The organism is Nocardia gipuzkoensis (genome assembly GCF_021183645.1).
GTDB lineage: Bacteria > Actinomycetota > Actinomycetes > Mycobacteriales > Mycobacteriaceae > Nocardia > Nocardia abscessus.
This window is the reverse complement of record NZ_CP089225.1, coordinates 3,918,394-3,937,865: the sequence shown is the minus strand read 5'-3', so window position 1 is coordinate 3,937,865 and position 19,472 is coordinate 3,918,394. Positions and strand designations below refer to the sequence as shown.

General features: G+C 69.7%; 22 protein-coding genes. 12 read left to right on the top strand and 10 right to left on the bottom strand.

Features of this window, described 5'->3' with window-relative positions:
• Positions 1–65: 65 nt before the first annotated feature.
• The 3 genes from LTT66_RS17405 to LTT66_RS17395 form a co-directional block, all read right to left on the bottom strand.
• Positions 66–1,514 (bottom strand): S1C family serine protease, encoded by a 1,449-nt coding sequence (locus LTT66_RS17405; RefSeq protein ID WP_233068771.1) that lies wholly within the window; start codon positions 1,512–1,514, stop codon positions 66–68.
• Between the two features lie 248 nt (positions 1,515–1,762).
• Positions 1,763–3,148 carry a sensor histidine kinase gene (locus LTT66_RS17400; protein WP_233069298.1) on the bottom strand — a complete coding sequence of 462 codons (1,386 nt, stop codon included), beginning with the start codon at positions 3,146–3,148 and terminating at the stop codon, positions 1,763–1,765.
• A 79-nt stretch (positions 3,149–3,227) separates the two neighbouring features.
• Positions 3,228–3,914, bottom strand: a complete 687-nt coding sequence (locus LTT66_RS17395) for a response regulator transcription factor (protein ID WP_043697976.1) — start codon at positions 3,912–3,914, stop codon at positions 3,228–3,230.
• Between the two features lie 356 nt (positions 3,915–4,270).
• Here LTT66_RS17395 and LTT66_RS17390 point away from each other — a divergent pair, with 356 nt between their 5' ends.
• The 7 genes from LTT66_RS17390 to LTT66_RS17360 all read left to right on the top strand — a co-directional run bounded on the left by LTT66_RS17390 (position 4,271) and on the right by LTT66_RS17360 (position 10,506).
• A complete protein-coding gene (locus LTT66_RS17390) occupies positions 4,271–6,478 on the top strand; it encodes a sensor histidine kinase (RefSeq protein WP_233068769.1) in 2,208 nt (735 codons plus the stop codon).
• On the top strand, positions 6,459–7,037 hold the full coding sequence (locus LTT66_RS17385) for a hypothetical protein (RefSeq protein ID WP_233068767.1): 579 nt from the start codon (positions 6,459–6,461) through the stop codon (positions 7,035–7,037). Before LTT66_RS17390 ends, LTT66_RS17385 begins: the two co-directional genes overlap by 20 nt.
• Positions 7,034–7,444 carry a roadblock/LC7 domain-containing protein gene (locus LTT66_RS17380; protein ID WP_043697982.1) on the top strand — a complete coding sequence of 137 codons (411 nt, stop codon included), beginning with the start codon at positions 7,034–7,036 and terminating at the stop codon, positions 7,442–7,444. The genes LTT66_RS17385 and LTT66_RS17380 overlap by 4 nt, the downstream gene beginning before the upstream one ends.
• 7 nt (positions 7,445–7,451) lie before the next feature.
• The gene (locus LTT66_RS17375) at positions 7,452–7,823 is read left to right on the top strand and encodes a DUF742 domain-containing protein (RefSeq protein ID WP_040782732.1); all 372 of its coding nucleotides are present in this window, start codon (positions 7,452–7,454) and stop codon (positions 7,821–7,823) included.
• A 37-nt stretch (positions 7,824–7,860) separates the two neighbouring features.
• Positions 7,861–8,481: a GTP-binding protein gene (locus LTT66_RS17370; RefSeq protein WP_051169312.1), complete on the top strand. Its 621-nt coding sequence runs from the start codon at positions 7,861–7,863 to the stop codon at positions 8,479–8,481.
• On the top strand, positions 8,474–9,283 hold the full coding sequence (locus LTT66_RS17365) for an MHYT domain-containing protein (protein ID WP_233068766.1): 810 nt from the start codon (positions 8,474–8,476) through the stop codon (positions 9,281–9,283). The genes LTT66_RS17370 and LTT66_RS17365 overlap by 8 nt, the downstream gene beginning before the upstream one ends.
• A gap of 173 nt (positions 9,284–9,456) precedes the next feature.
• On the top strand, positions 9,457–10,506 hold the full coding sequence (locus LTT66_RS17360; RefSeq protein WP_233068763.1) for a glycoside hydrolase domain-containing protein: 1,050 nt from the start codon (positions 9,457–9,459) through the stop codon (positions 10,504–10,506).
• A gap of 616 nt (positions 10,507–11,122) precedes the next feature.
• On the opposite strand, the gene rpmF is transcribed toward LTT66_RS17360, so the two are convergent.
• From rpmF to mrf, 3 genes are read right to left on the bottom strand one after another with little or no spacing between them, the layout of a single operon-like run.
• On the bottom strand, positions 11,123–11,296 hold the full coding sequence (gene rpmF, locus LTT66_RS17355; RefSeq protein WP_043697986.1) for a 50S ribosomal protein L32: 174 nt from the start codon (positions 11,294–11,296) through the stop codon (positions 11,123–11,125).
• A 1-nt stretch (position 11,297) separates the two neighbouring features.
• On the bottom strand, positions 11,298–11,558 hold the full coding sequence (locus tag LTT66_RS17350) for a type B 50S ribosomal protein L31 (RefSeq protein WP_181719450.1): 261 nt from the start codon (positions 11,556–11,558) through the stop codon (positions 11,298–11,300).
• Positions 11,555–12,898 carry a ribosome hibernation factor-recruiting GTPase MRF gene (gene mrf, locus LTT66_RS17345; protein ID WP_233068762.1) on the bottom strand — a complete coding sequence of 448 codons (1,344 nt, stop codon included), beginning with the start codon at positions 12,896–12,898 and terminating at the stop codon, positions 11,555–11,557. The genes LTT66_RS17350 and mrf overlap by 4 nt, the downstream gene beginning before the upstream one ends.
• A 102-nt stretch (positions 12,899–13,000) precedes the next feature.
• Here mrf and rpmB point away from each other — a divergent pair, with 102 nt between their 5' ends.
• Genes rpmB through rpsR form a run of 4 tightly spaced genes read left to right on the top strand, consistent with a single transcriptional unit; the run spans position 13,001 to position 14,014 of the window.
• Positions 13,001–13,237, top strand: a complete 237-nt coding sequence (rpmB, locus tag LTT66_RS17340) for a 50S ribosomal protein L28 (RefSeq protein WP_043697994.1) — start codon at positions 13,001–13,003, stop codon at positions 13,235–13,237.
• Between the two features lie 10 nt (positions 13,238–13,247).
• On the top strand, positions 13,248–13,418 hold the full coding sequence (gene rpmG / locus LTT66_RS17335) for a 50S ribosomal protein L33 (protein WP_019049259.1): 171 nt from the start codon (positions 13,248–13,250) through the stop codon (positions 13,416–13,418).
• A 1-nt stretch (position 13,419) separates the two neighbouring features.
• Positions 13,420–13,725 carry a 30S ribosomal protein S14 gene (gene rpsN, locus LTT66_RS17330; protein ID WP_181719451.1) on the top strand — a complete coding sequence of 102 codons (306 nt, stop codon included), beginning with the start codon at positions 13,420–13,422 and terminating at the stop codon, positions 13,723–13,725.
• A 34-nt stretch (positions 13,726–13,759) separates the two neighbouring features.
• A complete protein-coding gene (gene rpsR / locus LTT66_RS17325; RefSeq protein ID WP_011211513.1) occupies positions 13,760–14,014 on the top strand; it encodes a 30S ribosomal protein S18 in 255 nt (84 codons plus the stop codon).
• A gap of 89 nt (positions 14,015–14,103) precedes the next feature.
• Here rpsR and LTT66_RS17320 read toward each other — a convergent pair whose 3' ends face one another.
• Positions 14,104–14,688, bottom strand: coding sequence for a LysM peptidoglycan-binding domain-containing protein (locus tag LTT66_RS17320; RefSeq protein WP_233068761.1), 585 nt, complete (start codon positions 14,686–14,688; stop codon positions 14,104–14,106).
• Between the two features lie 212 nt (positions 14,689–14,900).
• Here LTT66_RS17320 and LTT66_RS17315 point away from each other — a divergent pair, with 212 nt between their 5' ends.
• On the top strand, positions 14,901–15,362 hold the full coding sequence (locus LTT66_RS17315; protein ID WP_233068760.1) for a hypothetical protein: 462 nt from the start codon (positions 14,901–14,903) through the stop codon (positions 15,360–15,362).
• A gap of 271 nt (positions 15,363–15,633) precedes the next feature.
• Here the strand turns inward: LTT66_RS17315 and purH are convergent, their stop codons facing one another.
• From purH to LTT66_RS17300, 3 genes are read right to left on the bottom strand one after another with little or no spacing between them, the layout of a single operon-like run.
• Positions 15,634–17,205, bottom strand: a complete 1,572-nt coding sequence (purH, locus tag LTT66_RS17310) for a bifunctional phosphoribosylaminoimidazolecarboxamide formyltransferase/IMP cyclohydrolase (RefSeq protein ID WP_233068758.1) — start codon at positions 17,203–17,205, stop codon at positions 15,634–15,636.
• The gene (gene purN, locus LTT66_RS17305) at positions 17,202–17,858 is read right to left on the bottom strand and encodes a phosphoribosylglycinamide formyltransferase (protein WP_408638855.1); all 657 of its coding nucleotides are present in this window, start codon (positions 17,856–17,858) and stop codon (positions 17,202–17,204) included. Before purN ends, purH begins: the two co-directional genes overlap by 4 nt.
• 58 nt (positions 17,859–17,916) lie before the next feature.
• Positions 17,917–19,422, bottom strand: coding sequence for a cell division protein PerM (locus tag LTT66_RS17300; RefSeq protein WP_233068756.1), 1,506 nt, complete (start codon positions 19,420–19,422; stop codon positions 17,917–17,919).
• Positions 19,423–19,472: the final 50 nt, after the last annotated feature.

Sequence of the window (19,472 nt, the reverse complement as noted above, 5' to 3'; positions counted from 1 at the left end):
GGCCGCGCCGAGAACGTCGGCGTCGACCTCGATCAGCCGGGACCGGCCTGCCGGAACCGCGCGGATCACCGGCCGCCCTCCGCGGGCGCGCCGGAGAGGGTCACCTCGACGGTCTTGGCGTTGTTGCCTTGGTCATCGGTGTAGGTGACTTTCACCTTGTCTCCTGGTTGGTGTGAGCGGACCGCGGCGACGAGCGCGTTCCCCGAATCGATCGGACGGTCGTCGAGCTTCGTCACCACCGCCCCCGGCGGAATGCCCGCGCGCGCCGCGGGCCCGTCCGCCGTCACGTCGCGGACCTTCGCGCCGGAAATCTGCTGCGCCGGGTCCTGCTGACGCGACACCGTGATCCCGATCTGGGCGTAGGTGGCCTTGCCGGTCTTGATCAGTTCGTCGGCCACCCGGCGCGCTTGATCCACGGGGATCGCGAACCCGAGTCCGATCGACCCGGTCTGCCCGCCTGCCGTCTCGGTGGGCCCGAGCGTCGCGATGGCGGTGTTGATGCCGACGAGCTTGCCGTTGCCGTCCACCAGTGCGCCGCCGGAGTTGCCCGGGTTGATCGCGGCGTCCGTCTGGATCGCGTCGATCACCGGGCTGACCGCGGGGCCGGGCTCGCTTCCGTCGCCGGAGGTCACGACGGGACGGTTCAGCGCCGACACGATGCCCGTGGTGACCGTGCCGGCCAAGCCGAGCGGCGACCCGATCGCCACGACCGGCTGGCCGACCTGCAGATTCGCCGAGGTGCCCAGCTCGATCGGGGTCAGGCCGGTTTTCCCGGACACCTTGATGACGGCCAGGTCGGAGACCGGATCGGCGCCGACCAGCGTCGCGGGCGCACTGCTGCCGTCGGAGAAGACGACCTCCATCTTGGCGCTCGGCCCACCGCCCGCGGCCACGTGGTTGTTGGTCAGGATCAGCCCGTCGGAGGACAGCACCACCCCGGAGCCCTCGCCCTCGGCCTTGCTGCTGGCCACCTTGATCATCACCACGCTCGGCAGCACCTTCTGGGCGACCGCCTGGGTGGAGCCGGCCGGAGCGTTGACGGCGTTGCTGACGTTCGGCTTCGGCGCGTCCAGCGCGTTCGTCACCGGGGCGCGCCCGTCGTCGCCGCGGGTGACCAGAGCGCCGACCGCACCGCCGACACCGCCGCTGACCAGCGCGAGCGCGACGGCGCCGACGGCGAGACCGGTGCGGAACGGACGCCGGGCCCCAGCGGGCGCAGCGCCGTAGGCCGGGCCGTGCGGTTGGGTGGCCTCCGCCGGACCGAACGACGCCGGGTATCCCGGAAACGGCGGAGCCGGATCGTGCCGCGGCGGATGCTGCGGGGCCGGGTGCTGCGGGCCGTAGCCGTACGCGGGCGCCGCGCCGGGCCCCGGCACGCCGCCGTGCGGCGCCTGGCCGGGCGCACCCGCCGTTCGCGCGTCGGGCGCCGCGCCGCGGATCTGCTCGGCCGGCCGGCGATCGGGTCCGCCGTCCACCGGACCCGGCTCCCGGCGATCCTTCGAATCCTCGGTCATGGACTCCTCGTTTCTGCTCACGTCTCGACCAGATTGGCCATGGCGGCTGAGAGCGGACTGAGACCGTGCTTTCAGTTTTCCGAGATCTGTCCCAGGCGCCGGTACGCGATAGAACCACCGGCAACTCGATGTCTCAAATCCTGCGGCAAACCGATCGGAGCAATCTGCGAAATACCCCGACGACGATGAATATTCCGCACCGGACCGAAGATTATGCGGAAAATGAACTTCGGCCGGCCGCTATTGCGTCAATCCGGCGCGGGCGCGCCCGGCTCGCCGGGCAACACGATGCGAACGACGGTACCGCCGCGTTGCGAGGTATCGATGGCGATGGTGCCGCCGTGTTTCGTCACCACTTGCTTGACGATCGCCAGACCGAGACCGGAGCCGGGCATGGACCGCGACGACATGACCCGATAGAAACGCTCGAACACCAACTCGCGCTCGGCCGCGGGAATGCCGGGGCCCGCGTCGTCGATGGACAGTTCGAGCAAGCCGGGGCCGCACTCCCGCATCAGGATCCGGACCTGCGCGGCCGCCGGGCTCCACTTCGCCGCGTTGTCGAGCACGTTCAGCACCGCGCGCTCCAAGCCTGCCTCGTGCCCGTAGACGAACCACGGGCGCAGGTCGGCGACGAACTCGATGCCGGTGCGCCTGCGCCGGGCGCGCTCGAGCGCGCGTTCCACGACCTCCCCGAGATCCACGCGCTCGTAGACGGTTTCCGGCGCGTCCTCCCGTGCCAGATCGACCAGATCGCCCACCAGCGTCGACAGCTCTTCGATCTGGGCCATCACGTCGGCGCGCAGCCCGGCCATGTCCTCGTCCGGGAGGCGGGGAGCCCCGGGACGACTCGAAGCGATGAGCAACTCCATGTTGGTCCGCAGGGACGTCAGCGGTGTCCGCAGTTCGTGCCCGGCGTCCGCGACGAGCCTGCGCTGCCGGTCGCGCGACTCGGTCAGCGCGCGCAGCATGGTGTTGAAACTCTCTGTGAGCCTTGCCAGTTCGTCGTCGCCCGTGACCGGGATCGGCGTCAGATCGTCGGTGCGGGCGATCCGCTCCGTGGCCGCCGTCAGCCGCGCGATGGGCCGCAGACCGGTCCGCCCGACCGCCGTGCCCGCCGCGGCGGCCAGCACGACGCCGCAGCCGCCGACGACGAACAGCAGCCAGGCGAGCCGGTCGAGCACTTCCCTGGTGCGGTCCAGTCGCTGGGAGATGACCAGCGTCGCACCCGAGTCGGTGTTGACGGCCAGCACGCGCTGATTGCCGACCGTGCGCAGCGACGAACTCCGCTCGCCGCGCGCCACGGCCACCTCTTGGGCGCCGACCGGCGGATCGGTGGACTGCGGCGGCAGCCAGCGCCGCAGGTCGGGGTAGATCAGCGCGATGCCGGTGTCGTCGTAGAAGGCCGCGGCGACCATCAGATTCAGGTTGTTGAACCCGTAGGGATTGCTGGCGATCACGGCCGTGGACCTACTGCGCAGCTGGGCGTCCACGTCGGCGTACAACGCGCGCGCCACCAGCGCGTAGGCCGCGATCGAGGTGACCGCCACCGCGATCGCCACCACGGAGGCGGCCAGCAGCGTCACCCGCCACCGCAACGAGACCGACCGCGTCAGCGGCATCGGCGGCCGCATGTCCGCGGACTCGAGCGGTCGCTGGCCGAGCGCGGCGACCACGGGACGCTTGGGAACTGTCCGTGCCATGGCCTGCGACCTACGGTGGCGTTTCACGCAGCACATAACCGACGCCGCGCACGGTGTGGATCAACCGCGGCTCGCCCTCGGCCTCGGTCTTGCGGCGCAGATATCCGATGTAGACCTCCAGCGCGTTTCCCGAGGTTGGGAAATCGTAGCCCCAGACCTCCTCGAGAATGCGGCTGCGGGTGAGCACCCGGCGCGGATTCGCCATCAGCATTTCCAGCAGTGAGAACTCGGTGCGGGTGAGACTGATCTGCCTGCCGCCGCGGGACACCTCACGAGTCACCGGATCCAGCGACAAATCAGCGAACTTCATTGCCTCCGACGCCTCACCCGGATCGGCGGTCGTGCGCCGCAACAGCGCGCGCAGTCTGGCCAGCAGTTCCTCCAGCGCGAAAGGCTTCGGCAAATAGTCGTCGGCACCGGCATCGAGCCCCGCGACCCGCTCGGATACCGAATCTCGCGCGGTGAGAACCAGAATCGGCAAATCATCGCCGGTGCTGCGGAGACGGCGGCAGACCTCGAGCCCGTCCAGCCGGGGCATCATCACGTCCAGCACGAGGGCATCCGGTCGCTGGACGGTAGCCTTCTCCAGGGCGTCCACACCATCCACCGCGAGATCGACGGAGTAGCCGTTGAAGGTGAGCGACCGGCGCAGCGATTCCCGGACCGCCCGATCGTCGTCGACCACCAGAATGCGCATGTCACCAGTTTGACCGCACCGACTGAGAGGTAACTGAGAGGGCGCTCCCGACACGCCGAGGCGAGCAGGCCCGATACCCCTCGGCGCGTCGCATCTGTCAACCCCGGGTGACCAGCGCCTTCCGTGGTCCAGGCGGGAAGTTGACGCGTCCCTTACACATTCCACCGCGAATCTTGTTCTCTATAGCCATATTCGGCAATTTGCGGACGGGCTCCCCCGGATTGCCGATGACCCCTCTGCACGGTATGTTCCGTGCGGTAAAAAGAAGACCTCTAGTTGGTTCTTTGCGGGTTGAATCAATACCGAACAGCCACGCGCGCCCGAGGTCACTGGTGAAGCGGAGGCGACGGAAGCGGATGGAAGCTGCACCGCGGTCCTGGCAATTCAGCCTGTCGAACTGGTCGGTCACCCGCAAGGTTGGCGTGGTGCTGGTGCTTCCGGTGCTGCTGGCAGGCGTCTTCGCCGTGCTCCGAATCAACAACGAACTGCGCACCATGACGCAGTTGGACGCAGCGACCGAACAGGCGATCATCATCCGGCCGATCGTCAAGTTCGGTTCGGCCACCGAGCAACTCGGCGTTACCGCGACCGCCACCTGGGGCAACACCGCCGACCCGCAGACCGACGCGGCGCTGACGAAGTTCGACCAGGCGCTGGCCGAGCTGGAAGCCGCGTTGCAGACCACGAAGGTCAGCGGCCGGGTCACCTCCGAACTCGCCTCGGCCATCGCCACCGGAACCACGATGCGCAACAGCCTGCGCAACGGCTCGCCCGCCATGGTCGGCGAGCAGTCCGACGAGATCATGGTGCGGATCGGCAACGCGCTCGCGCTGTCGCCATCGGTGGACGACCTGGTCATCCAGCGGTACTTCCTGCAGCTGGCGTCGGTGCAGACGGCGCGGCGCGTGGTCACCCAGCAGCGCATGCTGATCGGCTCGCCGGACGCGGGCCGCAACCCGAGCGTGCGGCCCCGCGTGCTGGTCGCCGCCGGCGCCGAGATCACGATGATCTACCAGTACGCGCAGATCCTGCCGGACTACGCGGGCAACATGCGCCCGCTGCTGGACGCGGTACAGACGCGTCTGGGCACCTTCAGTCAGAACGTCGCGGATCCGGCGAGCAACCCCGCCGTGCTCGACTCGCTCCTGGTCAGCTCGGACACCTATGAGAAGACCACCGCGCAGCTGATCGACACCATCGACGGCGCGCTGGCCGACCGCACCACCGAGGCGCAGACCGGCGCGCTGCGCGAGACGACGATCGTCATCGGCATGCTGCTCGCCGGCCTGGCCTTGGCCCTCTCGGTCGCGCGCACCCTGGTCGTCCCGGTCCGCAGGCTGCGCCGGGACGCGCTCGAGGTCGCGCACATCAAGCTGCCCGACGAACTCGCCGTCGTGCGCGCGGGCGGCACCACACCGGAGATCACCCCGGTCGCGGTGCACACCACCGACGAGATCGGCCAGCTCGCCCGCGCCGTGGACGAGATCCACGAACAGGCGCTCAACCTGGCCGCCGATCAGGCCCGCCTGCGCCTGCAGATCGGGAACATGTTCGAGACCCTGTCGCGCCGCAGCCAATCGCTGGTCGAGCAGCAGCTGGCGCTGATCGAGGATCTCGAGCACGACGAGGACGACACCGACCGGCTGCAGAGCCTGTTCCGCCTCGACCACCTGGCCACCCGCATGCGCCGCAACGGCGACAACCTGCTGGTGCTCGCCGGTACCGCGCTGCGCCGCGGTCAGCTGCACCCGGTGCCGCTGTCGGACATGCTCTGGAGCGCGGTCTCCCAGGTCGAGGACTACCAGCGGGTGGAGATCGGCGCGGTGCCCGACGGCATCGTCGCGGGCGAGCCCGCCGTCGACATCGAGCACCTGCTCGCCGAGCTGATCGACAACGCGCTGCGTTACTCACCGCCGACCACGCCGGTCACCGTGATGGTGTCGCGCGCGGTGGACGGCGGCTACCTGATCGAGATCACCGACCGCGGCCTCGGCATGTCCCTGGAAGACCTGCAGACGACCAACGACCGGCTCGCCTCCGGTGGTGAGGTCACCGTCGAGACCGCGCGCCGCATGGGCCTGTTCGTCGTCGGCCGCCTGGCCAAGCGCCACACCATCACGGTCAACCTGCGCCCTGCGCCGCACGTCGACGATGGCGCAGCAGCCGGGCATCACCGCCAGTGTGCATCTGCCCGGGGCGCTGGTTGCGCCGCCGATGGACGTCACCGACCCCGCGGGCAAGCCGCTCGACCTCACCGCCGAGCATCAGCTACCCTCGCCGGTCACGCCGCCCACCGGTGCGCAGCCGCGCAACCTGGTCCCGGTGCCGAGCCTGCCGCAACGCGACACCGCACGGTTCGGCGTGACCAGTTCCGGACTGCCCCAGCGCCGTCCGGCCATCCGCGTGGCCGACGCTCCCGACCAGCCCACGGTCTCCACGCCGGTCGGCCGGGCGGTCAGCCCGGCGGACCAGCCGCCCACCCAGCCGTGGCCGGTCCTCACGCCGCGCTCGGACGACCGCACCCCGACCGGTCCGTTCGCCCCGGTGACGCCCGCCACCGGTGAGCAGGCCGTCGAGCGGGAGCAGCCGCGCACCGATCTGTGGGCCGAATTCAAGGACGACGAACCGGCGACCGGTCCCGCTCCGGCCGTACCGAGCCAGCCGCCCGCGCCGCCGACCACCGCCCGGTCCGGTCTTCCGATCCGGAAGCCCGCCGTACCCGCCGACCCGCCGCAGGAGGCGGCACCGGAACCCGCGACGGTGACCTCCTCCCGGCTGCAGCCGGTCGCGGGCGCCTCCCCGACCCCGATCTATCAGCGCATGGTCTCGGAATGGCTGGTCGAGCCCTCGACCTCGCAATCGCCGGAGAGCACGTGGTCCTCGCCTGGTGACGCGGGCTGGTTGGCCGCGGAGGACGCCAGCCATCCGACCACGACCGCGCGTACCGTCGGCGGACTGCCGATTCGCAGGCCGGGCGCTCAATTGGTGCCCGGCGGTCTGGCGCAGGCCGAGGACGCGGGCGCGCGTGATCCGGAAGAAATTCGCAACAACCTGACCAGGCATCTCAGTGGGGTCCGCAGCGGGCGGGCCAATGCGCAGTACAACGACGGAGGGCTTGCATGACCAACGCGAACAACAGCACCACGGACGAGAACCTGAACTGGCTGGTCGCCCGCTTCACCCGTGATGTGCCCGGCGTTTCCCATGCGGTGCTGGTATCGGCGGACGGCTTGTTGCAGGCCACCAGTCCGCATCTGCCCAGCGATCGCGCCGAACAGCTCGCCGCCGTCACCGCCGGGCTCGCCAGCCTCTCCATGGGCGCGGCCTCCCTGTTCGACGGCGGCAAGGTCATGCAGTCGATCGTGGAGATGCAGCGCGGCTATCTGCTGGTGATGAGCGTCGGCAACGGCTCGCACCTGGCGGTGCTGGCCAACAAGACGCACGACATCGGACGTATCGGCTACGAGATGGCGCTGCTGGTCGATCGGGTGGGTTCGGTGGTCACCGCGACCGCGCGCACCGCTGTTTGAGTGTGAGATGTCCAACCCATACGGCCCCGGACCACGACCGACTACGCGCGTCCGGCCCTACGCCCTGACCTCGGGGCGCACCGAACCCGCGATCGACCTGCCGCTGGAGGCGGTCATCGAAACCTTGTCGTACACTGCACATCTCGACTGGCCGACCGGCGATATCCGCACCGAGATATTGCGACTCGGCACGCACCGGCTGTCGGTCGCCGAGATCGCGGCACATCTGGACCGGCCGCTCGGCATGGTCCGAGTGGTGATCGGCGACCTCGTCGTCGACGGCACCATGCGCGTGCATTCGACCCTGACCGAAGAGGCGAGCTATGACGAGCGCCGTTCCCTGATGGAGAGGACATTGCGTGGACTCCGCGCCCTATAGGAATCTGGGGCCCAGTGGACATCCCGGGCCAAGTGGAATTCCCGGACCGGGAAACGCCCCCGGACCGGACGGCTTCGAGAACCGGGTCGCCTCGACGAAGATCGTCGTCGCGGGCGGCTTCGGCGCGGGCAAGACAACATTCGTCGGCGCGGTGTCGGAGATCGTTCCGCTGCGCACCGAGGCGATGGTGACCCGCTACTCCGATGGCATCGACGATCTCGCCGAGACGCCGGAGAAGGAGACCACCACGGTCGCCATGGACTTCGGCCGGATCATCCTGCCGGGCAACCTGGTGCTCTATCTGTTCGGCACGCCGGGTCAGCGGCGGTTCTGGTTCATGTGGGACGACCTGATCCGCGGCGCGATCGGCGCCGTGGTGCTGATCGACACCCGACGGCTGGAGGACAGCTTCGCCGCGGTCGACTTCTTCGAGGCGCGGAAGCTGCCGTTCCTGATCGCGGTCAACCGCTTCCCGGACGCGCCGCGCTTCCCGATCGCCGAGCTTCGCGAGGCGCTTTCGGTGCGCGAGGGCGTGCCGATCGTGGACATCGACGCGCGCAACGCGATCGAGGTGCGCCAAGCGCTCGCCGCGGTCACCGAGTACGCGATCGCCCAGCTGAAGGCGAGCGAACTGGAAGGAACAGCGCGGCATGCGTGAGGTCGCGGTGCTGGCCGCCGGAGGTGGCGCGGGAACGTCCGTCGACCAGTTCGCCCTCGGCTATTGGCTGGTCGGGCTGTCGCTGGGCATTTCGGTGCTGGGCGCGGTAGTCGGTTTCGCCTGCATCCTGCACGGCGCGCGCTCGGTCCAGTTCCGGTTGGTGTGGCTGGTTTCGGCAGCGATATCGCTCGGCGGCGTCGGGGTGTGGCTGGCCACGTCGGTGGCCATGCTGGGCCTGAAGGTGCCCGGCAGCGCGATGCGTTACGACACGGGCAAACTGATCTCGGCCCTGGTGGTGTCGATCGTCTCGGTCTTCGCCGCGCTGCTGATCATCGGGCGCACACCGCGGCTGACGCTGCTGCTGCCCGGCGGCGTGGTACTCGGCCTCGGCATCGGCGTCACGAACTACCTCGGCGTCGGCTCGCTGCAGATCCAGGGGTCGGTCGGCGTGACGATGTGGCTGGCCGTGATCTCCGCCGTGATCGGGGTGATCACCGCGACCGCGACGCTGTGGCTGTTCCAGACGATGCGCTTCCCGCTGGCCCGCGCCGCGACGGTGCTGCTGTTCGGCGTCGGCGTGGCCGCCACCTACTACACCGCGCTCGCCGCGTTGCACTTCGCTGTGAACCGGTCGGCGAAGGTGCCCGATGGCGTGGAGTTGTTCGACTTCGTGTTCCCGATGTTCGTCATCGGGTTGCTGGCACTGACGGTGCCGATCTCCGCCGTGCTGATCGCTCCGGACCGCCGGGAGCTGGCCGGGCCGCCGAAGGTCCGCCGACCGAAGCTGGAGCCCGCCCGCTGATCCGAGGCACCGTCCGGAGAACGGCGGTCGGCGAGCGAATCGCACCGTCGGCGATTCGGTTTCGCGGTACGCGTCGAGCCTCCTCGACCGTTTTCCGCTGAGCGATCCCCTCGCGCATCCCGGATTCGGCGATGCCCCGAATTCAGCCGCCCGGCCGACTTACAGTGGAGGCCATGCGTTTCGGTCTGGACTACGCCGCTGGACGCCCGGGGGGCGCGGCGATTCGGGCGGCGGGGTTCGATTTCGTGGTGCGGTACCTGTCCGACGGTGGCCCGAGTCTGCCCGGCAAGCTGCTCACCCCGGCCGAGGCGAACGATCTGCGGACGCACGGCGTCTCGATCGTGTCGAATTGGGAGACCACGGCCGCGCGGATGCTGGACGGCTACGGCGCGGGCATCGTGGACGCACGCGCGGGCCTCGCCCAGGTGCTGCGCTGCGGCGGACGGGTGGACCGGCCGATCTATTTCTCCGCGGATTTCGACGCTTCACCGCAGGACCAGCTACCCATCAACGCCTACCTGGACGGGGCGGCGACGGTGCTCGGGCGCGCGAACGTCGGCATCTACGGCGGGTACTGGGCGGTCAGCCGCGCGCTGGACGCCGGATACGCGACGTGGGCGTGGCAGACCGACGCCTGGTCGGGCACGAACGTGGAGACAAGACGCGCCATCCATCAGACCCGGCGCCAAGTGACGGTCGGCGGCGTGCGCTGTGATGTGAACGAGGCCGAGGCGACCGATTTCGGCCAGTGGGATTTCGTGGGACGGGAGGATCCGGACGTGACGCCGGAACAAGAGGCAGTGCTGCGCGACATCCAGATTCAGCTGCGCGGACCCGGGTTGTCGGGCTGGCCGCAACTGGGCGCCGACGCGGACGGCCGCAATCGGACGCTGGTGGACGGGTTGGCCGCGGCGCTGGCGCGCATCTCCGCATTGGAGCGCGAATCCGCCCAGTTGCGAACGCAAGTAGGCGAATTGCGGACCGAGATCAGCGAACTGGAGGCGACGACGGCCGAGCTGACCGAGCAGGTGCGGCGCTGGAACGGACCGCACTGGCCGTGGCCGCTGTCGCTGATCGAAGGGCCCGCGGCACTGGTCGGCGAGCAACTGGCGCGTCTGGAGGCGCTGCTGCCGGATCTTCCCGGTCTGCCGGGGCACGACGGTGACCAGCGGCGCGCCGCGAGCGACGACGACCGGCCGCCCGAGTTGACCTCGAAAAACTGAGCCGCACACCGGCGCGACCACCGGACGCGCGCAGTCCGGCAGGGCGAGAGGGACATCAGGAGAGCGGCATTCGGCGCAACGCCCCGCAGAGTGGCGATGAGCGGGTTCTCCTGGAAACCAGGAGAACCCGCCCTCGAGCACGAGGGTACCTCCCTCCGGCCGCGAGCGCATCCTTTCCGGGGACTTTTCCGTAGTTCAAAAACCAACCGTCAGTGCGCAATTCACCATCTGGCTATCCATTCGCAATCGCTTCCGGCGCAATAGTGCGACGTGATGCAGAGCACATAGGTAGCTGTAAAGTAGCTACCGGCACCGGAGTTCGCGCGAAGATTTTTCGCCCAATGCCCCCGAGTGCGCGTTTCCGGACGATCGACCAGGACCGGGCGCGTTCTGTCGCTCACCAGTATCCAGCGAGCTATCGTGGGCCGATACGCGGCAGGTCTATCGGCGCCGGCGGGTCGCATCGAAGCGCATCGAGACGATCGGCGATCCGGCCCCTTCCCCATAGCTGCCAAAGGCGCGTACACGCAGGTCCAACGACGCGCGACGCAGCGAAGCGGGGCCGTCCGGATCACCGGCGGCCCCGCTTCCGTGTCGCGAGTTTCGGATGCCCGGCTCAGAGCCGCTCGACGTCGATCAGCCCGCGGCGCACGGCCGCGACCAACCTGCGCGGCACCTGATGCACGACGCCCCCGACGGTCACCGGCACCAGGTCCACGGGAACGGCTTTCCAGTTCGAGCGGCGGCTTCGGGTGTTCGACCGCGACATCTTCCGCTTCGGTACCGCCATCTCAGGACCCCTTCCGTGCGCGCTTGCCGTATTTGCGTTCGAACTTCTCCACGCGCCCTTGGGCGTCCAGCACGCGGTGCGCGCCGGTCCAGAACGGGTGCGAGTCGGCGGTGACGTCCACCGTCAGCAGCGGATAGGTGTTGCCATCGGTCCACTCGACGCTGCGTGCGCCGGTGGCCGTGGACCGGGTGAGGAACCGCTTGCCGGTGCTCGCGTCCTCGAAGACCACCGGGTGATAGTCCGGATGGATCCCTTTCTTCATTTCGCCTCTCCTCTCGGGCTTTTCGCGTCTTCCACGGGCTGGCCTCCCGCCTCGTCGCTCGCGCACGGGTCGGCGTGCCAGTCGCCGAACGGGTCCTCCCACTGGGCCACTCGCTCCGGTGCGCGCTCGACCAGGCGCAGTTCGTCGTCCTCCACCAGCGCCCAGTGCAGCGCTTCGCGGATCTCCGCCGGATCGGCTTCGTACACCAGGATCGACAGCGAGATGTCCCGGTCGCCGAACCGTTCGTCCCAGCGCAGGGCCGCCATCGCGCGGCGCTCCGGATCAGCCTCGGCCAGTTCGGCTTCCGGCAGCGCGGCCAGCCAGCGCCCAGCTCCGCCGACCCGCAGGCCGCCACCGGCGGATTCGAGCCACACCACCTCGTCGGGTTGGGTGGCCAGCCAGATGCGCCCACGCGCGGTCACCACACCGTCGAGCAGTACGTCCAGCGCCTCGTGCAAGCGAGCCGGATGGAACGGGCGCGCCGCGGCGAACTCCACGAGCTCGACGCCGCAGTCACCGGTCAAGGGCGGTCGTCCGCGCAGCAGCGGCGCGTGCGCGTCGAAGACCCGGCCGCGCCGCGAATCGGCGGGGACGCGGGTGAGCAGCGTCTCGACCAGGGTCGGGGTGAGCCGGGACAGCTCGTCCACCCAGGCGACCGGCGCGCCGGGGACGAGCCTGGCCAGCACCGCGGCCAGCTTGGCCCGCGCGTCGCCGAGCAGCACTCCGGAGGCGTCGGCGGCGCCGAGGGCGATGACGGCATCGGCGAAATCGACTTGACCTACCGCGACTTGCGCCACGGTGCGGTCGTCGTCGGCGGTGGCGAGGCCGCGCTCGGCGAGCGTGTCGTCCCCGGTCGCGTCGGCGAGCCAGGCGTCGGCGTCCAGGCAGGTCAGGACCGCGTCCACGCGCACGTCGCGTCCGGCGGGGCCGTCCACCCGGCCGTGCACGCCCGCGACCACGACGTTCTCGATGGCCTGACAGACCGCTTCGGCCTCGAACGCCGGGTCCAGCGCGAGCACGATGCGATCGACCGACTCGCGCCGGGCGAGGGTGCACAGCAGCGGAAGCAGATCCATCCGCAGCGTGCAGGAGACGCAACCGTGCGCGAGCTCCAGCACGGCCGAGGTCTCCTGCGTAGCGGTGCGCACCGTGCGGTGCACGATGCCTTCCCGCAGCTGGGTGAGGTCGTGGCGGACCACGACGGTCCCCGGCGCCATGCCGAGCACCGCGGCCGCGCGATCCACGCCCGCCGCGGCGAGTCCGGCGAAACCGGCGAGCGCCACCACGGGCGTTCTCCGGTCGGACTCGGGTGGGATCTGGGTGGAATCTGCCGCCGCCACCGGACGCCCCTTTCAGTAACGATTTTCATTTGCTTTACGGCAACGGTACATTGTGCGGCAGCCATTGTCGAAAACGATTGTCATCTACTGGAGGGAGTCCGCATGTCGGCCCACTGCCAGGTCACCGGGCGCAAGCCCGGCTTCGGCAAGTCCGTGTCGCACTCGCACAAGCGGACCAGCCGTCGCTGGAACCCCAACGTCCAGCGCAAGACCTACTACCTGCCCAGCGAAGGCCGGCGCGTCACGCTGACCGTCTCCGCCAAAGGCATCAAGACCATCGACCGGGACGGCATCGAGGCCGTGGTGGCCCGGATCCGGGCCCGCGGCGACAAGATCTGAGGAGCGACCCATGGCGTCGAAATCGACCGACATCCGCCCGATCGTCAAGCTGAAGTCCACCGCGGGCACCGGCTACACCTACGTCACCCGCAAGAACCGCCGCAACGACCCCGACCGCCTGGTCCTGCGCAAGTACGATCCGGTCGTGCGCAAGCACGTCGACTTCCGCGAGGAGCGCTGAGATGGCCAAGAAATCGAAGATCGCGCGCGACCAGCAGCGCAGGGCGATCGTGGCGCGCTACGCCACGCGCCGCGCCGAGCTCAAGGAGCTCATCAGGAAGCCGGGCACGCCGGAGGGCGAGCGCGCGGCCGCGGAGGCCGAACTGCGACGGCAGCCGCGCGACGCCAGTCCGGTACGATTGCGCAATCGGGACGCCGCCGACGGACGACCGCGCGGTCATATCCGGAAGTTCGGGCTCTCCCGTGTGCGTGTGCGCGAGATGGCCCACCGTGGCGAGCTGCCCGGTGTGCGCAAATCGAGCTGGTAGACAACCACTGTTCTCGTGAGAAGGAACTCGTCATATGGCAGTCAAGCGAGCACCGTCGAAGAAGGTTCGCGCCGAGCAGGCCCGCCGTCCGAAGAAGAACCCGCTCATCGCCGCCGGCATCGAGACGGTCGACTACAAAGACGTGAACCTGCTGCGTACGTTCATCTCCGATCGCGGCAAGATCCGCAGCCGCCGGGTCACCGGGCTCACCCCGCAGCAGCAGCGCCAGGTCGCTGTCGCGGTGAAGAACGCCCGTGAGATGGCACTGCTGCCGTTCACCAGCCGCTAGGCGCACTTCGCGACACGAGCGAAACGAAGAAGACCCCCGAGGCTCGAGCACCGGGGGTCTTTGTCGTCGTCGCTACCGAGCCGACCGGCTCACGGGATGGTCAGCACCTGGCCGGGGTTGATCGCGTCCGGGTTCGGGATGCCACTGGCGTCCGCGATCTCCTGGTAACGGTTGCCGTCGCCATAGAAGCGCTCGGCGATCGCCCACAGGGTGTCGCCCGGCTCGACGGTGTAGGTGCGCGGCTCGGGGGCGGGCGGCGGAGGCGGCACCTCCTCGGCGGCCGGAGCCGCGACCTGTTCCTGCTCTTGGACCGCTTCGGGCTCCGGGGCGGGCAGCGGGCTGTCGGTATGAGTGCCGGAAGCCCACAGCGCGCTGCCGTCGGCGCCGTACAGCACTACGTTGCGATCGGCCTGCACGACCAGCCGGTCGGCCGCCTGGCCGTCGGTCTCGGTCGCCCACGCGGCGCCGTCGCCTTTGTAGAGGACGAAGTTGCCGTCGTCCTGCAGCACGGCGCGCTCCACGCCCTGATCATGAGTTTGCGTGGCCCACACCACATTTCCGCCCGGCTCGGACAGCACCAGATTGCCGTCCTCCTGCAGGGTGAGGGTGTAAGCACCACCTTGGAGGGACTGGCCCCGTCCGAGTTCTTCGCCTACGCGCAGCGTGTCGACCACGTTGATTCCTTTCCGGAAAAGCTGGTAGAGCATCCGACATGGATGAGCGCCACAACTCCCCTGACGCGCACCCCCGCCGAACTTACTGCCCCCGAACGGTTTACGGAGCGATTACGCGCACGGTTCGCGGAACGTTCACTGTGAGGTTCACCCCCGGGCAGGATGCGCCCGGCGTGCGCTGTGCGCAGTCGCGCCGGGACTAGGGTGTCGGTATGGATCGGATCCAGGCCGGACGCGCCGCCACAGCTGTCGCCGTAGTGCTCGCCTGTCTCACCGCAACGGGCTGCGGCGACTCGGACGACAAGGGGGCGGCACCGAACGCGAGCACCACATCGACCGCCGCGCCCCGCACGCCGATCGAGGACCCACGCGGAAACGAGGGCAAGCCGTTCACCGCCGACCCGGCCATCGTCGGGGCCCATCCGATCCCGTTCCAATCGTGGACTCGGTTGGCGGACAACAAGATAGCCGTCAATTTCGAAACCGGGTCACCGGAGTGCTACGGCGTGGACGCCACGGTCACCGAATCCGCGTCGACGGTCACCGTCGAACTGCGCTCGGGCAGCCGCGCCGAGGCGGTCGGCCGGATGTGCACGATGATCGCGGTCTTCGGGACCATGGAGGTGCCGCTGAAGGAACCGCTCGGCAACCGCACGGTGCTCAGCGCGGTCTAGGGCGCCACGCGGCACGGTCCGGTGCCGCGCGCACAGCACGGACACGGCCGGGCCGTCCATACCGGCGCTCGAGTAGCTGCCCGCTTGCGACGAGCCGTCATCTGAGCTGGGAAAACGAACTGTACTGTGCCACAACGTAGTTCATGGTCCAGAGTCGGGCGCATGCACCGAATCTCCAGCCGCACTGACCAATACGGCTTACGATCCTAGTTGCGATAACGCAAACGCCGCGTCGGATCATCGATCCGACGCGGCGTTTCGGCTACCGGTCTCAGTGGGCGAAGTGGCGGGCCCCGGTGAGATAGAGCGTGACGCCCGCGTCCCGCGCGAGGTCGATGGTCTCCTGGTCGCGCACCGAACCGCCGGGCTGCACGATGGCGCGGACACCGGCCTGGATCAGGGTCTGCGGCCCGTCCGGGAACGGGAAGTAGGCGTCCGAGGCCGCCACCGAGCCCTTGGCGCGGTCACCCGCCCGCTGCACCGCGAGACCGACCGCGTCCACCCGGTTGACCTGCCCCATGCCGACACCGACCGAAGCGCCGTCGTGCGCGAGCAGGATCGCGTTGGACTTCACGGCCCGGCAGGCGCGCCAGGCGAACGCCAGATCGGCGAGCGTCTCCGCGTCGGCGGGCTCGCCGGCGGCGAGGGTCCAGTTGGCCGGGTCGTCGCCGGGGGCATCCAGCACGTCACGCTGCTGCAGCAGGGCGCCGCCGCTGATCGGGCGCAGCTCGGCGCCCGCGCGCCGGGGCGGCTCGGCGACGAGGATGCGCACGTTCTTCTTGCGCTGCAACACCTCCACCGCGCCGTCGGCGTAGGACGGCGCGACGATCACCTCGGTGAAGATCTCGGCGACCTGCTCGGCCATCTCCACGGTGACCTCGCGGTTGGCGGCGATCACCCCGCCGAACGCGCTGACCGGGTCGCAGGCGTGCGCCTTGCGGTGCGCGGCGGCGATGTCGGCGCCGAGGGCGATGCCGCACGGGTTGGCGTGCTTGATGATCGCGACAGCCGGAGCCTCGTGGTCGAAGGCGGCGCGCCAGGCCGCGTCGGCGTCGACGTAGTTGTTGTACGACATCTCCTTGCCGTGCAACTGCCGTGCCTGCGCCAGCCCGAGGCTGCCGTCGCCGGTGGTGTACAGGGCGGCGGACTGATGCGGATTCTCGCCGTAGCGCAGCACCGCCGACCGCTCCCAGGTGCCGCCGAGCCATTCGGGGAACCGGATCGCCGTGTCCTCGGCCGCGCCGTCGCCGGTCAGCACGTTGGTCATCCAGCTGGCGACCGCCACGTCATAACTCGCGGTGTGCTGGAACGCCTTGGCGGCCAAGGCGGTGCGCTCGGCCAAGCTGAAGCCGCCGGACTTCACCGCGGCCAGCACGTCGTCGTAGTCGCCGCTGTCGACGACCACGGCCACCGAGGGATGGTTCTTCGCCGCGGCGCGCACCATCGACGGCCCGCCGATATCGATCTGCTCCACGCACTCGTCGGGGGTGGCGCCGCTGGCCACGGTCTGCGTGAAGGGGTAGAGGTTCACCACGACCAGCTGGAACGCCTCGACGCCGAGTTCGACCAGTTGGTCGACGTGCTCCTGCTTGCGCGAGTCGGCCAGGATGCCCGCGTGCACCCGGGGGTGCAGCGTCTTGACCCGGCCGTCGAGGGTCTCCGGGAACCCGGTCAGGTCTTCGACCTTGGTCACCGGGATGCCCGCGTCGGCGATCCTGCCCGCGGTGGACCCGGTCGAGACCAGCTCGATGCCCGCGGCGTGCAGACCGGTCGCGAGTTCCACGAGACCCGTCTTGTCGTAGACGCTCACCAGCGCCCTGCTGATCGGCTTGCGTTCACTCACCGGAGATCTCGCTCATCTGGGATAACTGCCTTTCGTCCGTCGGAGACAATGCCTCGCGTCGCGACGGCGGCGACGACCTCCGCCAGCAACCGTCGCTCGACAACCTTGATGCGCTCGTGCAGGGTGGCCTCGTCGTCACCCGGCAGCACCGTCACCGCCTCCTGCGCGAGGATCGGCCCGGTGTCCACGCCCTCGTCGACCAGGTGCACGGTGCAGCCGGTGACCCGCGCCCCGTAGGCGAGCGCGTCACGCACACCGTGCGCGCCGGGAAAGGCGGGCAGCAGGGCGGGGTGGGTGTTGATGATCCGGCCGCCGAACCGATCCAGGAAGGCAGGGCCGAGCAGCTTCATGAAGCCCGCCGACACTACGAGATCCGGCTCGTGCGCGGCGACCGTCTCGGTGAGCTCGACATCCCACGCGGCGCGATCGGGAAAGTCCTTCAGCGACACCCGGAAGTGCGGTACGCCCGCGGCGTCGGCGTGGGTCGTGGCGGCGCAGAGCCGGTCGACGCCGACGGCGACGACCTTCGCCGGGTAGCCGGGTGCGGACGCGGCGTCCAGCAGGGCGCGCAGCAGCGAACCGGTGCCCGACGCCAGCACGACGACGGTGGCCGGCGTCGCTGCGGGCTTCCACGGGGCATGCGGGGACGTCAGCGCTCTACTCCTGCGATCGATCGGATGGCGGACGGATACGGCACCGCCGGGTTAGAGCCTAACGACCGTCCATCCGGTCACTGTCCGGCAGGTCCGCCTCGACCACCTCGGCGTCGACGATGTCCGGGGTGGCGTGGTGGTGGTATCCGCCGCCGGTCTCGATCGCGGGCTGTTCGTCGACGAGTTCGGCGTCCAGCGGAGCCTCCAGCTCGCGCCGGTCGTACTGGCCGTAGGGGTCGTCGCGGTAGTCGTAGTAGTCGTCGTCTTCGTAGTAGTCCTGGTCGTCCGCCTCGTAGTAGGCGTCGTCCTCGTCGTGGTAGTCGTCGTACGGATCGGTGTAATCGACCGGCGGGATGCCGACGGGCACGAGGAACCAGCGCGCGAACACCAGGCCCGCGTAGCCGGGAATCGCCAGCCAGGCGAACGTGATCAGGGGGAAGACCGGCAGATCGAGGCCCACCCGGCCGATCGTGCCGAGCTCGCCGCCCGCGACCACGCCTGCCACCGTCAACGCGAGCGCGGAGAGCGCGGCGGAGGTGAGCGTGGCCCACGGCGCGGTGATCCCGTCGGTGGAGGTGCGGGCGAGATCCAGCCCGCCGAGCACGCCGACCGCCGCGGGGATCAACAGCAACACCGGCCACCATCCCGCCGCGGGACCGGTCGGCACAGCGGCGAGCAACGGAAAGGCCGGGACCGGACCGCCGACCACGGAGAACACCCCGAAGGAGGCGGCGCCGATCTGCGCGCTCGAACCGACCAGCACACCGACGGTCTGGATCGCCAGATTCGGCAGATACGCCAGCGAGAGCACCGTCAAGCCGAGCACGCCACCGGCGTTGCCCGCCGACTGGTACATGTCGCCGAGCCGGGGAATGTGCGCCAGGAACGAGATCACCGCCACCGCCGCCGCACAACCCAGCAGGCGAGCCACGGACCGGCCCGCGCCGTAGAGGCCGGAGACCGCCCAATCGGGCAGGCGCAGCAGCACGAACAGCTGCCGCCGGAGACGAACGGCGATACCGATCGCGGCGGCGAGCAGATACAGGCCCGCGACCCACGCGAACGCGGCGAGGGTGTTCGGCGGTTGCAGCGGGAGCACACCGGAGGCGTCTTCGGTGACCGCGAGGCAGACGGAGGTGACCAGCAGCGGACCACCCACCGCGGCGCCCGCGATCCACCCGAGATCCGCCCTGGTGCACAGCGGTTCCACGGCGCGGGCGCATTCCCGCGCGGCCAGCCAGACCAGCAGCGCGGTCGGCAGCAGCGGAAGCAGCCCGAGCGACGTCTTGCCGATCACCAGCGGAACCTGGTGCACGCCGAGCCAGGAGGCGGCGATCGCCCCGGACGTGCCCGCGAGATCGCTGCCCGAGGCGAGCAGCGCGCCGAACACGAGGACGACGAGGGTGGTCAGCCCGAAGGCCGAAGGACGGCCCGCGACCGCCATAAGAACCCTGGACCGCTCCGGGGTGAGAGACAGAAACCCGGCTTCGTCCGCTTCGGTGTGCGGCTGCGACGCGCGCGACCCGCCGATTCGGCGGGTCGGAGAGTTTCTGGAGGAGCTCATGGCAATTCAGCGTGGCACTCTCCCCGGCGCGAGCGGGTCAGGCGCGCCGC

What these genes read in the sequence shown, in the direction of transcription:
- LTT66_RS17405 (WP_233068771.1), bottom strand. Translation starts at nt 1,514, where the DNA reads ATGACCGAGGATTCGAAGGATCGCCGGGAGCCGGGTCCGGTGGACGGC.
- LTT66_RS17400 (WP_233069298.1), bottom strand. Translation starts at nt 3,148, where the DNA reads ATGCGGCCGCCGATGCCGCTGACGCGGTCGGTCTCGTTGCGGTGGCGG.
- LTT66_RS17395 (WP_043697976.1), bottom strand. Translation starts at nt 3,914, where the DNA reads ATGCGCATTCTGGTGGTCGACGACGATCGGGCGGTCCGGGAATCGCTG.
- LTT66_RS17390 (WP_233068769.1), top strand. Translation starts at nt 4,271, where the DNA reads ATGGAAGCTGCACCGCGGTCCTGGCAATTCAGCCTGTCGAACTGGTCG.
- LTT66_RS17380 (WP_043697982.1), top strand. Translation starts at nt 7,034, where the DNA reads ATGACCAACGCGAACAACAGCACCACGGACGAGAACCTGAACTGGCTG.
- LTT66_RS17375 (WP_040782732.1), top strand. Translation starts at nt 7,452, where the DNA reads ATGTCCAACCCATACGGCCCCGGACCACGACCGACTACGCGCGTCCGG.
- LTT66_RS17365 (WP_233068766.1), top strand. Translation starts at nt 8,474, where the DNA reads ATGCGTGAGGTCGCGGTGCTGGCCGCCGGAGGTGGCGCGGGAACGTCC.
- LTT66_RS17360 (WP_233068763.1), top strand. Translation starts at nt 9,457, where the DNA reads ATGCGTTTCGGTCTGGACTACGCCGCTGGACGCCCGGGGGGCGCGGCG.
- rpmF (WP_043697986.1), bottom strand. Translation starts at nt 11,296, where the DNA reads ATGGCGGTACCGAAGCGGAAGATGTCGCGGTCGAACACCCGAAGCCGC.
- LTT66_RS17350 (WP_181719450.1), bottom strand. Translation starts at nt 11,558, where the DNA reads ATGAAGAAAGGGATCCATCCGGACTATCACCCGGTGGTCTTCGAGGAC.
- rpmB (WP_043697994.1), top strand. Translation starts at nt 13,001, where the DNA reads ATGTCGGCCCACTGCCAGGTCACCGGGCGCAAGCCCGGCTTCGGCAAG.
- rpmG (WP_019049259.1), top strand. Translation starts at nt 13,248, where the DNA reads ATGGCGTCGAAATCGACCGACATCCGCCCGATCGTCAAGCTGAAGTCC.
- rpsN (WP_181719451.1), top strand. Translation starts at nt 13,420, where the DNA reads ATGGCCAAGAAATCGAAGATCGCGCGCGACCAGCAGCGCAGGGCGATC.
- rpsR (WP_011211513.1), top strand. Translation starts at nt 13,760, where the DNA reads ATGGCAGTCAAGCGAGCACCGTCGAAGAAGGTTCGCGCCGAGCAGGCC.
- LTT66_RS17315 (WP_233068760.1), top strand. Translation starts at nt 14,901, where the DNA reads ATGGATCGGATCCAGGCCGGACGCGCCGCCACAGCTGTCGCCGTAGTG.
- LTT66_RS17300 (WP_233068756.1), bottom strand. Translation starts at nt 19,422, where the DNA reads ATGAGCTCCTCCAGAAACTCTCCGACCCGCCGAATCGGCGGGTCGCGC.